Raw genomic sequence first — 13,082 nt, 5'->3', positions numbered from 1 at the left:
GCTTTTAAGTCCCATGCTGACCAAATGAAGGAGGCAGGCAAGCCCTTCAAGGTCGTCATCATTGCGCTTGCCCGCAAATTGCTCGCCATCGCAAAGCGCCATCATCAGGGACAAAACAACCTTCCGACGAACCACCTGACAAACACAGTTGCCAGCCGGGCCACGCCATTGGGCCGCCGAGGAGTCATCCGCTAAAGCATTTCACCGTCAGAAATCCATGCCCGGCGCGGGCGGCATCTGCGGCTGCCCGTCCTTCTTCGGTTTCTCGGCGATCATCGCTTCCGTCGTCACAAGAAGACCGGCGACGGAGGCGGCGTCCTGCAAGGCGGCGCGCACGACCTTTGCTGGGTCGATGACGCCCATTTGAAAGAGATCGCCGAATTCACCAGTCTGGGCATTCCAGCCAAAGGCAAAATCCTCTTTCTCCCGCAACTTCCCGACGATAATGGATCCCTCGGCGCCGGCGTTCTCGGCGATCTGGCGGACGGGTGCCTCGATAGCGCGGCGGACGATCTCGATACCCACGCGCTGATCGTCGTTGGCCGTCGCAAGACCGTTGAGCACGCTGACGACCCGTAGCAGCGCCACGCCGCCGCCCGGCAGGATGCCTTCTTCGACCGCCGCCCGCGTCGCATGAAGGGCATCGTCGACGCGATCCTTCTTCTCCTTGACTTCGATCTCTGTCGAGCCGCCGACGCGGATCACGGCGACACCGCCCGCGAGCTTGGCGAGCCGCTCCTGCAGCTTCTCCCGATCGTAGTCGGAAGTGGTGTCCTCGATCTGCGCCTTGATCTGGGCGACGCGGCCACCGATGTCCGCCTTCGACCCGGCGCCGTCGACGATCGTCGTCGTCTCCTTTTCGACCATCACGCGTTTCGCGCGGCCGAGGATGTCGATCGTCGCGCTCTCGAGCTTAGTCCCGAGTTCCTCGGAGATGACGGTTCCGCCGGTCAGGATCGCGATGTCCTCGAGCATGGACTTGCGGCGGTCGCCGAAGCCGGGCGCCTTGACCGCGGCGATCTTCAGGCCGCCGCGCAGCTTGTTGACCACCAGCGTCGCGAGTGCCTCGCCCTCGACGTCCTCGGCAATGATCAGCAGGGGCTTTCCGGACTGGATGACCGATTCGAGAATTGGGATCATCGCCTGCAGGTTGGAGAGCTTCTTCTCGTGCAGCAGTATGTAGGCGTCTTCCAGTTCCACCCTCATCTTCTCCTGGTTGGTGATGAAATAGGGTGAGAGATAGCCGCGGTCGAACTGCATTCCCTCCACGACTTCAAGCTCGATCTCGGCGGTCTTGGCCTCTTCGACGGTGATTACGCCCTCGTTGCCGACCTTTTCCATGGCTTCGGCAAGGTAGCGACCGATTTCTGCGTCGCCATTGGCCGAAATCGTGGCTACCTGAGCGATCTCGGCGTTCTTGGAGACCTTGCGGGCGTTGGTCCTGAGTTCCCGTACGATCGCCTCGACGGCCAGATCGATGCCACGCTTCAGGTCCATCGGGTTCATGCCTGCCGCCACGGCCTTCGCGCCTTCCCTGACGATTGCTTGCGCGAGTACGGTGGCCGTGGTGGTGCCATCGCCGGCGATGTCGCTGGTGCGCGACGCCACCTCGCGCAGCATCTGCGCCCCCATGTTCTCGAACTTGTCCTCGAGCTCGATTTCCTTGGCGACGGAAACGCCGTCCTTGGTTATCCGCGGCGCTCCAAAGGACTTGTCGATGACGACGTTCCGCCCCTTCGGTCCCAAAGTCACGCGCACGGCGTTGGCCATGATATCCACGCCGCGCAGCATGCGATCGCGGGCATCGCTGGTGAATCTGACTTCCTTGACAGCCATTTATGCCTCCCTCCACACGGAATTATGGAATGTCTCCTGCTTGCACACTGCATATCGGCCGGCAGCGACGGGAAGCAGCGGATACGCGTCCCCGTCGCGTCGATCGCATTCACTCTTCGTCGACGTCGGGTGTCAGTATATCGATCAGCGCCGCAACCCGGCCGGCCGGAAGATGGCGGCCCTCGCCGATCAGGGCCTCATCGTTGTTGACCCAGGCGATTGCTTCGGCAAGTTCGCTCGCGGTGGCGCCTGTCGCGAGAAGCTCGGCCATCAGTGTTTCATCAACAGGGCCGAGGATGGCGGTGATATCCGAATGCTTCAGTCCCATGGCGTCCTCCTTCCGCTTGGTCGGTCGGGAATGCGCATATGTCGGCACGCTGCAAATAGATAGGCGGCCGCTTTCCAGCATCAAGCATCGCATCATAGCATTGATCGCGCGAACGAAGAAAAGCCTGGCGGTGGGGGCCGCCAGGCTCGGTCAGTTCTCGGAAATGGCGCCGCGCTCCTGGCGGGGGTCAGTCGTTCGCCGTGACCTTGACCCCGAGCACGGACGGGATCGTGTTGGGAGCACCCATTGCCGCACCCATGATCATCGGGAAGGGGACCGGTTTCTCCGGCTTGGCGCTGATGGTCAGGCTCTTCGGTTCGTCGAGGAAGGCGTTGACGGCGCTGGTGACCTGGTTCTGAAGTTCCGGCACGTTAAGCTGCGCCATCATGATCGGAACGAGACCCTTCAACGATTGCGCCAGCTGCTCGCCGGTGACGCCCTGCTGGCTGCCGGCGTAGTCGAGCGCCTTTTTCGTGATCGATGCATCATCGAAACGGATCGAGGCGCTGTTGAAGGTCAGCTGCTGCATCAGCCCGAGCATGGCCAGCCCCATCGCCTGGTTGGCTTCTTCCTTGTTCGGGTTGGCTTCTGCCGCTTTCGCGGCCTCCTGCAGCGATCTCATGAATTGCGGTGTGTAGCCGGAGAAGTCCATGGCGATGTTCAGCCGCCCGACATTCGTGAAGTCCAGGGCGTATTCGTCGAGAGCGAGGTTTCCGCTTTCCAGCTCCCAACTGCCCTTCATCGTGACTTCGCCGTCGAGCGTCGTCAGCCCGAGCTGCTCGACCGCATCCTTGGCTTTGGCATCCTCGATTCCAGACAGATCCGCCTTGATGCCGGCGAGCCTCGCGTCGAAGTCGAGGCCCGCATTGTCTTCCTGTCGCGTCAGATTGGTCTCCGTGCGCTCGGCGGTGAAGACGTCCTTGCCTTTGACGCTCACGGTCATCGGGCCCGTGCCGGCCGTTTCGTAAAGCAGAATGTCCTCGATGGTGGTGCCGGACGCCTTGCCCGGAATGGACAGGCCCCCGATCGCGATGTCCTTGACCGAGAAGCTTGCATCCTTCTCGCTGACGGCGATGTCCGGGAAAGAGACGGTTTCGGCATAATAGCCGCCGCCTTCGGTTTCCTCTACGCCCTCGAACGTCACGTCGCCGATGTCGATGGATTTGCCGGGTTCTGCCGCCACCTGCAGCTTCATGCCGGTGACCGTCACCACGTCGCCGTCGGCCTCTGCCGTGTCGTAGCTTACCGAAGAGCCGTTGGGCGTTGTTGCCGCATTGAGCTTCTTCATCATATCCGCACCGTCCAGTGCCATGGCCGGTCCGGCGAGGGAAAAGAGGGCGACGCTGGCCAGCATCAGGCGGACTTTACGCGTATGTATCATTGGAGTTCCCTATGAAAATGCTTTGATTGCGAAAACGTGTGTGGGAGCGCACTCGCCGAGTTGAGTGACCTTACCCGAATGCGTCGACCATGCCGGGACGATACGCAAGCGTAGTTCTGCCGCCAAGTGCAAAACGCGCGGACGCAGGCAGGGGTCAGCCGCCGATGACGTTCTCCACAGTGCGGTCGCCGGGGATTCTTGCCGATGCGCGCCTGTTGAGGTAGCAAGGACACATGGGACAAAGCCTTTTGCCGCCGTCTGGCGGGGACGACAACATTCAACCGGTTGACCTGAAGGCGGCGCTGGAAGAGCGCTATCTCGCCTATGCGCTGTCGACCATCATGCATCGCGCCTTGCCGGATGTCCGCGACGGCCTGAAACCGGTCCATCGTCGGATCATTCACGCCATGAGCGAGATGGGTTTGCGGCCCAATTCCTCGTTCAAGAAATGCGCCCGTATCGTCGGCGACGTCATCGGTAAATTCCATCCGCATGGCGACCAGTCCGTTTATGACGCACTGGTGCGCCTCGCGCAGGACTTCTCTCAGCGCTATCCGGTCGTCGACGGTCAGGGCAACTTCGGTAATATCGATGGCGACAATGCCGCCGCCTATCGTTACACCGAAGCCAAGATGACAGAGGTTGCAGCCCTCCTCCTGGAGGGCATCGATCAGGACGCGGTGGATTTCCGCCCGACCTACAATGAAGAGGACCAGGAGCCCACCGTGCTCCCGGGTGCCTTCCCGAACTTGCTGGCCAATGGCGCTTCCGGCATCGCCGTCGGCATGGCGACGTCGATCCCGCCGCACAATGCGCATGAACTGTGCGATGCGGCGCTCTACCTCATCCGTCATCCCGACGCGCCACTGGAGGCGTTGCTGTTCGATCCGGCCAACCCGCAGCGCGGCGGCATCGAAGGGCCGGATTTCCCGACCGGCGGCGTTATCGTCGAGAGCCGCACCAGCATGATGGAGTCCTATCGGACCGGTCGAGGCGGATTTCGCGTCCGGGCACGCTGGACAGTTGAGGATCTGGGCCGCGGCGGCTTCCAGATTGTCGTGACTGAAATCCCTTACCAGGTCCAGAAGTCGCGCCTGATCGAAAAGATTGCCGAGCTGCTCATCGCGCGCAAGCTGCCGCTCCTCGAGGATATCAGAGACGAATCGGCCGAGGACGTCCGCGTCGTTCTCGTGCCGAAGAGCCGCTCGGTCGATGCCAATATCCTGATGGAATCGCTCTTCAAGCTCACCGAGCTGGAGAGCCGCATTCCACTCAATATGAACGTGCTTTCCATGGGCCGCGTGCCGCGTGTCATGGCCCTCAACGAGGTCCTCAGCGAATGGCTGGCACATCGCCGGGAGGTCCTGCAGCGCCGCTCGCGCCATCGGCTCGCCGCGATCGACAGGCGGCTGGAGATTCTCGGCGGCTATCTCATCGCCTATCTCAACATCGACGAGGTCATCCGGATCATCCGCGAGGAGGACGAGCCGAAGGCGGTGATGATCGAGCGATTCGGGCTCACCGACGTCCAGGCCGAAGCGATCCTCAACATGCGGCTGCGCTCGCTGCGCAAGCTCGAAGAGTTCGAGATCCGCACCGAGTTCGATGCGTTGTCGAAGGAGAAGGCGGAAATCGAAGCGCTGCTCGCCTCCGACGACAAGCAATGGCAGGCGGTTGCCTGGGAAATCGGCGAGGTCAAGAAGAAATTCGCCAAGGCGACCGAACTCGGCAAGCGCCGCAGCACCTTTGCCGATGCGCCCGAGGCGGATGTCGAAGCCATTCAGCAGGCGATGATCGAAAAAGAGCCGATCACCGTGGTCATATCCGAAAAGGGCTGGATCCGCGCCTTGAAAGGACATATCGCGGACACGACTTCGCTCCAGTTCAAGGACGGCGATGCACTAAAGGTCTCGTTCCCGGCACAGACTACGGACAAGATCCTCATCTTCACGACGGGCGGGAAGGTCTACACGCTTGGCAGCGACAAATTGCCGGGCGGGCGAGGCCACGGAGAACCGCTGCGCATCATGGTCGATATGGAAAACGACCAGGACGTGCTGACCGCTTTCGTGCACGATCCGGCGCGCAAGCTCGTCGTCTCGTCCACGGCCGGCAACGGCTTCGTCGTCACCGAGAGCGATATCGTCGCCAATACGCGCAAGGGCAAGCAGGTGATGAACGTCAGCATGCCCGACGAGGCCAAGCTGGTGGTTCCGGTCAAGGGCGATCATCTCGCCGTCGTGGGCGAAAACCGCAAGATGCTCGTCTTTCCGCTGGCACAGGTTCCGGAAATGGCGCGCGGCAAGGGCGTGCGGCTTCAGCGCTACAAGGATGGCGGCATTTCCGACATCCGTTGCTTCTCGATCGCGGAAGGGCTCACCTGGGAAGACAGTGCGGGGCGGGTCTTCACCAAGACGAAGGATGAACTGTTAGAGTGGATGGGTGATCGCGCGGGCGCGGGCAGGGTCGTCCCCAAGGGATTCCCGCGGAGCGGCAAGTTCAACGGATGATCCGCAAAACTATGCGCTTGCAAGCGGAGAGCGTTCGTGGATCAATATTGTTGTAAGCGGATGGTCCCCTCCGTCCCGGAAGCCGCTCTAATGTCCTGCTTGTTCCTTATATCGGCCCCGATTTGAGGGACCATGCGGCGAGATGAACGTAATGACCTCGGCTCTTGACGATACGCTGCTCGCGCTGGCCGATCCGATGCGGCGCCGCATTTTCGAAGTCCTGTTGTCGGGGGAAACGCCCGCGGCGGATATCGCCGCTGCTGTCGGCGTCGAGCAGGATGTCCTTGCGAAGCATCTTGCCGTTCTGGAGACGGCGGGCCTGGTTGCCCGCCGGTGGAAGGGCGGGAAAGAACTCGTCAAGGCCGATCCAGCGCCGCTGGAGATCGCGGCCAAATGGATCGACACCAATCGCGAGCTCTGGGCGATGCAGTCACAGATGCAGCAACCTGCCAGGGATGACGGATCGGCCGAGCAGCGATAGTGGGATTGTGCCTTTGTGTTCGCGTCATCGGTGCAGGTCCCCTCATCCGGACTTCCGCCACCATCGTCCCGCAAGTGGCGAGATCCCGGCAGGGGGGATGAGGAGCAGTCTTATCCCGCAACTTCACAGGCGAGGCGTGCCCTCGCAGCCCTCATCCGTATCTGCCACAGCGAATGGCCGACGAGGGCAAGGATGAGGATCGTGCCGCCGAGAAGGGTTGGGCTCGACGGAGTTTCGGAAAAGACGATCCATACCCAGATCGGTGCCAGAATGGTCTCCAGCAGGTAGAACATGCCGACCTCAGGGGCGGAAAGGTAGCGCGGTCCCGTCGCGAGACAGAAGAAGGCGAGCGGGATCATGACCAGGCCGTTGAAAAGGATATAGGCGGGTTCGGCGATCGTCAGGCCGCCAGCCGGCAAAAGCATGAAGCCGGCAATGGCGGGAAAGATTGCGGTCGTCAGCGGCACGAGGGACATGTCGCGGCCGCTCGCGCGGCTGATGGTGATCGCGGCCGCGAGCAGAAAGGCTGAGCAAGCGGCCATGGCGTCGCCGAAGAGATGCCCGCTTTCGAGCCCGTCGCTGACGATCACGCCAACGCCGACGAGCATGACGCCCATCGTCAGGAAGGTGGCGTTGGAAGGGCGCTCCTTCAGGAAGATCCAGGAGAGGATCGCTGCGAACATGGACGTGAACGCCAGGATGAAGACGACGTTGGCGGTCGAGGTATTGAACACGGCGAGAAGGAAAGTGAAGGAGTTGATGCCGTAGAGAAGGCCGGCGATCAGGCCGGCCTTGCCCGGTATCAGGGCGACGCGGCGGCCGAGCAGATGGTTGATCACCACCCATGTCGCCAGCGCAGCGAGAAAGGTGGAGAGGCTGCGCACGGCAAGGATGGACCACACCTCGCCATCTGCCGACCGGATCAGCGGAATGTCAAAGGAGAGCGCAAGGCCGCCGAGGCCGGTAATGGCAAGGCCGCGCCGGTGCCGGTCGGCGTCAGTGGAGGGGGTCAATTTTCAATCCGTGGCGGGTTTGATGGAATCGTGGTCGACAGAATAGCGCTCCCAGCCACGGGCCATAAGGTGCTCCTGCGGCAAAAACTTTGTCTTGTACCCCATTTTGCGCGATCCCTTCACCCAATAGCCGAGATAGACATGCGGGAGGCCGCGTTCCTTTGCCCGGCGGATATGATCCAAAATCATGTAGGTGCCAAGGGAACGTTCGGAGAGAGCCGGATCGAAGAAGGAATAGACCATTGACAGACCGTCGCTCATCCGGTCCGTCAGGGCAGTCGCGATCAGGGGACCTCGCGCCTTGTCATTGATGCCGTCGCCTTCGACCCGCAACCGGTACTCGATGATCTTCGTGTGCACATGGGTATCCTCCACCATCATTGCATAGTCGAGCACCGACATGTCGGACATGCCGCCTTTCTGATGGCGACAGTCGAGGTAGCGCCGGAAGAGATTGTACTGCTCGCTCGATGGCTCGGCCGGATACTCCGCCGATACGATGTCGCCATTGGCGGCAAGCACGCGACGCATAGACTTCGTCGGCGCGAATTCGTTGGCCAGAATGCGCACGGAAATGCAGGCCCGGCAGGTTTCGCATGCCGGGCGGTAGGCGATGTTCTGAGAGCGACGGAAGCCGCCCTGCGTCAGCAGGTCATTGAGCTCCGGCGCCCGCTCTCCCACCATGTGCGTAAATACCTTCCGTTCCATCTGACCTGGCAGATAGGGGCAAGCTGCCGGTGCGGTCAGGTAGAACTGAGGGGACGGTGCGGTCTGCGTGTTCATCGAGCGCGGGGGTCACTCTTCGTGCGGTTGCTCATTGTAATAGCATGGCCGAAGAATGGAAAACGTCAACACACTCGTTCGGCGTAACGGCGCCGTCAATACATATCGCGTCGTACGGCCACCGTGCCGATCAGCAGGTCGTGCAACAGACGGCCGCGGTCGGTGAAGAGGCCTATCAACAGGATCAGCGGCGTCAAAAGCGCATTGGCGATCCAGAATATCGCCAGATGGACGATTGCGGTCAGGAAATCCATGGGCCGGCCATCCGTCCGGGCGATTGCCACGCCCATAATCCTCATTCCCGGGGAAGCCTGTTCGCGGCCGCCGACGGTCATCCCGAAATAGAGCATGGCGACCAGGACGAAGAGCACCGGATAGAGCAAAAAGCCGAGCCCGAGCGTCAGGATGCCGAGGAAGAACACCACGACCGCCGCCGGTATCCACAGCAGCGCGACGATCAGATAGTCGATGATGAAGGCGAATATCCTGCGAGACAGAACGCCCTGGTAGGCGCGCCAATCCTCGCTCGGAAGCCTCAGTTCTTCGTTATGCATGCTCATGCCCGTGCCTCAAATTGTGATCCACCCAAAATATGGGGAGCCAATGCGATAAAACAATGCATATAGGCTCGCAGTCCCGCTGCGCCATCGTTGGGCGGGCGACTGCCGACCTTCATCATCATCTAGCGCTTGGCGAGGATGCGCGCCGTTTCGAGGGCGAAATAGCTGAGGATCCCGTCGCAGCCGGCCCGCTTGAAGGCCAGCAGCGTCTCCACCATCACCCGCTCGCCGTCGATCCAGCCATTGGCTGCCGCCGCCTTGATCTGGGCGTACTCACCGGAAACCTGATAGGCGAAGACCGGCAGGCCGAAGGCTTCCTTCATTCGCCAACAGATGTCGAGATAGGGCAGGCCGGGCTTCACCATCAGCATGTCCGCGCCTTCCTCCACATCGAGTGCTGCGTCGCGTATCGCCTCGGTCCCATTCGCCGGATCGATGTAATAGGTCTTCTTGTCGCCCTTGAGCAGGCCCCCGGTGCCGATCGCCTCGCGATAAGGTCCATAGAAAGCGGACGCGAATTTCGTTGCATAGGACATAATGCCGACATTCTGGTGCCCGGCCGCGTCGAGCACCTCGCGGATCGCGCCGATCCGCCCATCCATCATATCGGAGGGCGCGATGATATCGGAACCTGCCTCCGCCTGAATGACCGCCGCCCTGGCGATTGATTCCACCGTTTCGTCATTGACGATCTGGCCATCGCGCAGGATGCCGTCATGGCCGTGGCTGGTGAACGGATCGAGCGCAACGTCGGTGATGATGCCGATGTCTGGAACGGCTTTCTTGATCGCCCGCGTCGCCTGGTTGATCAGGTTGTCGGCCTTGAGACTGTTCGATCCGGTCTCATCGCGGAGCGCCATGTCGATACTGGGAAAGGTTGCGATCGCCGGAATGCCGAGATCGGCTGCCTCCTTCGCCGCCTCGACCGCCTTGTCGACGCTCATCCGGTTAACCCCCGGCATTGCATCTATCGGCTCCACGATGCCGCTGCCGGGCACGACGAAGATCGGCCAGATCAGGTCGTCAACCGTCAAACGGTTCTCCTGGACCAGCCGGCGCGTCCAGTCCGCCTTGCGATTGCGGCGCATGCGGCGGTGCCCGGTGATCCTGTCCACAAGATTTGTCCTGTCGTTCATCGCGCCGCGTCCTCTGTCCTGTTCGTGCGTCGAGGCGGTTTATCACGTGCCTTCAGGGGTTGAAAACCCGCCTTGCCCGGAGTCGGCCTGCGTCATTTTCTTCCGCTCGTCAGTGCATCGCAGCGCTTTCCCGTCCTTGGCGCTGGTGGATCGGCGGCGGCCGGCCTATCTTGCCGCCATGCTTCATGATTCTGTTCATGTGCCGAAGCCGTCGCTGACCGAGGTGCTCTTCGCCTGGTTCCTGCGTCTGGTTGCCGTGTCCTGCTTCTGGTTCGCATTGAACTATTGGGCCATGCTCATCGGCTTTTCCCATGGCGGCGCCGGCCGTTTCGATCTTCTGTCGCCGCAGTGGCGCGCGGCCGCCACCACCCTTGCGGTCGTCTATCCGGTTGCCGCCATAGGGCTCTGGCTTCTGGTCTCCTGGGGTCCGGTGGTCTGGGTGGTTGCAGCCGCGGCGGAGATCGCCATGGATAAGTTCTATCCAGGCTTATTTGGCCATCGCCCGCTGCTGATCGTTCTCCACGCATCCGTCGCCATCACCTTCATCCTTTTCCGTGCCGCGCTGCTCTATCAGCGGATGCGCCAGGCGAGGAAGGTAAGGGTTGATTCACCCTGAGACAGGCTCGGCCCGCGGTAAGTACATGTTAAGCCTGCGGTTTAAGTAGAATTTTATACGTATTCGATAGGGTCTCACTCAAGGCGGGAAGACAAACAGACACCGCCAAGCGAAACAGTGAGGCACGAAAATGAACACCAAGATGAAGCCGCAGTTTGTTGCCCCCAGAGACCCGCAGGAAGACACGATCCGTGGTCTCTACATGGAATCCCTCCACCTCGTCGAGCGTCTGCATCGCCGCCTGCTCGACGTCATCAAGGATGAGTTCGACCGTCAGGGTCGCAGCGACGTCAATGCCGTTCAGGCACTCCTGCTGTTCAATATCGGGAATTCCGAACTGACCGCCGGCGAACTTCGCTCCCGCGGCTACTATCTCGGCTCCAACGTTTCCTACAACGTCAAGAAACTGGTCGATCTCGGCCTGATCAACCACCAGCGCTCCCGCGTCGACCGCCGTTCGGTTCGCATCAGCCTTACGGAAGATGGGCAGGAGATCGCGGAAACGGTCGCCAAACTCTATGAGCGCCATATCGGCTCGATCCAGAAGGTTGGCGGCATCGGCAGCGATGAGTTCACCCAGATGAACAAGCTCCTGCAGCGTCTCGACCGCTTCTGGAACGACCAGATTCTGTATCGCCTCTAAGCACAGTTAATGACCTCCAGCCTCGAGGGTCGGGCGCAATCCCTGCGTGTCCGACCCTTGCTGCATTTGCGCGACCTGGTTGCTCCGGCAATGGGTAGGACCGGGGCGACGAGACACGAATTGGCCATATTGCTGTGACAGCGACGCTTGTGTGCGGCAGGTGCGCGATTGTGTCCGGGTGGCGGAAGTCCGCTTCGGGGCTTGCCTGCCGGGGCGGCTCTCGTTGCGGCAACGTGATGCGATCTGAAGGCCGGGGTGGTGCGCAGGTTTGCCTTTGTTAACTATGACCGTGCTAAGGCATGTCGCCCGGAAGCGCACATCGGCTTTCGGGATGCGACTTGCAATGAATGCGAAGACGTAAGGCGCATCACATGATGCGCTTTAGGGCTAGGGCAGCGCGCTTCTGGCGCAATGATACGGTGGGACTATGTCGAAAAAAAACGGAATTGATGCTTTCTCGCGCCGCGCATTTCTGCGTTCGGCCGCAACCTTCGGTGCCGCCGCATGGGCGGGCGCCGCCAGCGCCCAGGATGCGCTGAACGAAATCATCAATTCGCCGCGCCGCGGCTCCTGGGACGACCAGTTCGACGCAAAGGCTTCGCGTACGGCTACGGCGGTACTGTCGAACACGCCAGTCTTCGGCCCCGAAACGATTGCGCTTCTGCAGCAGGCGATCCTGGATTACCAGCAGATCGCAGCCGCCGGAGGCTGGCCTATGGTCAATCCCGCGAGCACCCAAAGGCTCGAACTCGGCGTTAACGATCCTGCCGTTCAGCAATTGCGCCAGCGTCTGATGATCTCGGGCGATCTGCCGCAATCGGCGGGTATTTCCCCTTCCTTCGATTCCTATGTCGATGGTGCTGTCAAGCGCTTCCAGGCACGTCATGGCCTGCCGGCGGACGGCGTCATCGGCGAATACAGCCTGAAGGCTCTGAACGTCGACGCCTCGACCCGGCTTGCCCAGCTCGAGACCAACCTGGTGCGGCTTCAGTCGATGTCGGGCGATCTCGGCCGGCGCTACGTCATGGTCAACATTCCGGCAGCCTATATCGAGGCGGTGGAGAACGGCCGGGTGGCGCTGCGCCATACGGCTATCGTCGGCAAGATCGATCGCCAGTCGCCGATTCTCAATTCAAAGATTTACGAGGTCATCCTCAACCCCTATTGGACGGCGCCGCGCTCGATCATCCAGAAAGATATCATGCCGCTGATGCGTAAGGATCCGACTTATCTCGAGCGCAATGCGATCCGTCTCCTCGACGGCAATGGCAACGAAGTGTCGCCGGAAACCATCGACTGGCAGGCCGAGAAGGCGCCGAACCTTATGTTCCGCCAGGATCCCGGCAAGATCAACGCGATGTCTTCGACGAAGATCAATTTCCATAACGAGCATGCCGTCTATATGCACGACACCCCGCAGCAGGGCCTGTTCAACAAGCTGATGCGCTTCGAATCCTCCGGTTGCGTCCGTGTGCAGAACGTTCGCGATCTATCCACCTGGCTGCTCAAGGAAACGCCCGGCTGGTCGCGCCAGCAGATCGAGGGTACGATCAAGTCCGGCGTCAACACGCCGATCAAGCTTGCCGAAGAGGTCCCGGTCTATTTCACCTATATAACCGCCTGGTCGGCGAAGGACCGCGTCGTCCAGTTCCGCGACGATATCTACCAGCGCGACGGCGCGGCGGAGCTTGCGCTGCAGACGACGACGGGCATCGAGCAATCGGCTGGTCCGATCGACGCGGACGCCTTGCCGCAATAAGCAAAACTTGCATTCTGCCATCGAAAACCGCGCCTT

12 protein-coding genes are annotated in these 13,082 nt (G+C 61.2%); 5 read left to right on the top strand and 7 right to left on the bottom strand.

What is annotated here, in order from left to right:
• Positions 1-207: 207 nt before the first annotated feature.
• The 3 genes from groL to FB009_RS17735 form a co-directional block, all read right to left on the bottom strand.
• Positions 208-1,836, bottom strand: coding sequence for a chaperonin GroEL (groL, locus tag FB009_RS17745; RefSeq protein WP_011975001.1), 1,629 nt, complete (start codon positions 1,834-1,836; stop codon positions 208-210).
• Positions 1,837-1,945: 109 nt separating this feature from the next.
• Positions 1,946-2,164: a hypothetical protein gene (locus FB009_RS17740; RefSeq protein ID WP_011975002.1), complete on the bottom strand. Its 219-nt coding sequence runs from the start codon at positions 2,162-2,164 to the stop codon at positions 1,946-1,948.
• A gap of 187 nt (positions 2,165-2,351) precedes the next feature.
• Positions 2,352-3,545 (bottom strand): membrane protein, encoded by a 1,194-nt coding sequence (locus FB009_RS17735; RefSeq protein ID WP_011975003.1) that lies wholly within the window; start codon positions 3,543-3,545, stop codon positions 2,352-2,354.
• A gap of 233 nt (positions 3,546-3,778) precedes the next feature.
• On the opposite strand from FB009_RS17735, the gene parC reads away from it, so the two are divergent.
• Positions 3,779-6,055, top strand: a complete 2,277-nt coding sequence (parC, locus tag FB009_RS17730) for a DNA topoisomerase IV subunit A (protein ID WP_011975004.1) — start codon at positions 3,779-3,781, stop codon at positions 6,053-6,055.
• 142 nt (positions 6,056-6,197) lie between these two features.
• A complete protein-coding gene (locus FB009_RS17725; RefSeq protein WP_011975005.1) occupies positions 6,198-6,536 on the top strand; it encodes an ArsR/SmtB family transcription factor in 339 nt (112 codons plus the stop codon).
• Positions 6,537-6,646: 110 nt separating this feature from the next.
• Here the strand turns inward: FB009_RS17725 and FB009_RS17720 are convergent, their stop codons facing one another.
• The 4 genes from FB009_RS17720 to hemB all read right to left on the bottom strand — a co-directional run bounded on the left by FB009_RS17720 (position 6,647) and on the right by hemB (position 10,028).
• Positions 6,647-7,549, bottom strand: a complete 903-nt coding sequence (locus FB009_RS17720; protein WP_011975006.1) for a DMT family transporter — start codon at positions 7,547-7,549, stop codon at positions 6,647-6,649.
• A gap of 3 nt (positions 7,550-7,552) precedes the next feature.
• Positions 7,553-8,332 (bottom strand): arginyltransferase, encoded by a 780-nt coding sequence (locus FB009_RS17715; protein ID WP_011975007.1) that lies wholly within the window; start codon positions 8,330-8,332, stop codon positions 7,553-7,555.
• A 95-nt stretch (positions 8,333-8,427) separates the two neighbouring features.
• Positions 8,428-8,892 (bottom strand): RDD family protein, encoded by a 465-nt coding sequence (locus tag FB009_RS17710; RefSeq protein WP_011975008.1) that lies wholly within the window; start codon positions 8,890-8,892, stop codon positions 8,428-8,430.
• A gap of 122 nt (positions 8,893-9,014) precedes the next feature.
• The gene (hemB, locus tag FB009_RS17705; protein ID WP_011975009.1) at positions 9,015-10,028 is read right to left on the bottom strand and encodes a porphobilinogen synthase; all 1,014 of its coding nucleotides are present in this window, start codon (positions 10,026-10,028) and stop codon (positions 9,015-9,017) included.
• A gap of 178 nt (positions 10,029-10,206) precedes the next feature.
• Between hemB and FB009_RS17700 the strand changes: the two genes are divergently transcribed.
• The 3 genes from FB009_RS17700 to FB009_RS17690 all read left to right on the top strand — a co-directional run bounded on the left by FB009_RS17700 (position 10,207) and on the right by FB009_RS17690 (position 13,046).
• Positions 10,207-10,644 (top strand): DUF6163 family protein, encoded by a 438-nt coding sequence (locus tag FB009_RS17700; RefSeq protein WP_024311674.1) that lies wholly within the window; start codon positions 10,207-10,209, stop codon positions 10,642-10,644.
• A gap of 130 nt (positions 10,645-10,774) precedes the next feature.
• Positions 10,775-11,287: a transcriptional regulator LdtR gene (ldtR, locus tag FB009_RS17695; RefSeq protein ID WP_011975011.1), complete on the top strand. Its 513-nt coding sequence runs from the start codon at positions 10,775-10,777 to the stop codon at positions 11,285-11,287.
• Between the two features lie 427 nt (positions 11,288-11,714).
• Positions 11,715-13,046 carry a L,D-transpeptidase family protein gene (locus tag FB009_RS17690; RefSeq protein ID WP_011975012.1) on the top strand — a complete coding sequence of 444 codons (1,332 nt, stop codon included), beginning with the start codon at positions 11,715-11,717 and terminating at the stop codon, positions 13,044-13,046.
• The last annotated feature ends 36 nt before the right edge of the window (positions 13,047-13,082 follow it).

The sequence above is a fragment of the Sinorhizobium medicae genome (assembly GCF_007827695.1).
Taxonomy (GTDB): Bacteria; Pseudomonadota; Alphaproteobacteria; order Rhizobiales; family Rhizobiaceae; genus Sinorhizobium; species Sinorhizobium medicae.
The sequence above is the reverse complement of the archived record's forward strand: the minus strand, read 5'-3'. Positions and strand labels throughout refer to the sequence as shown.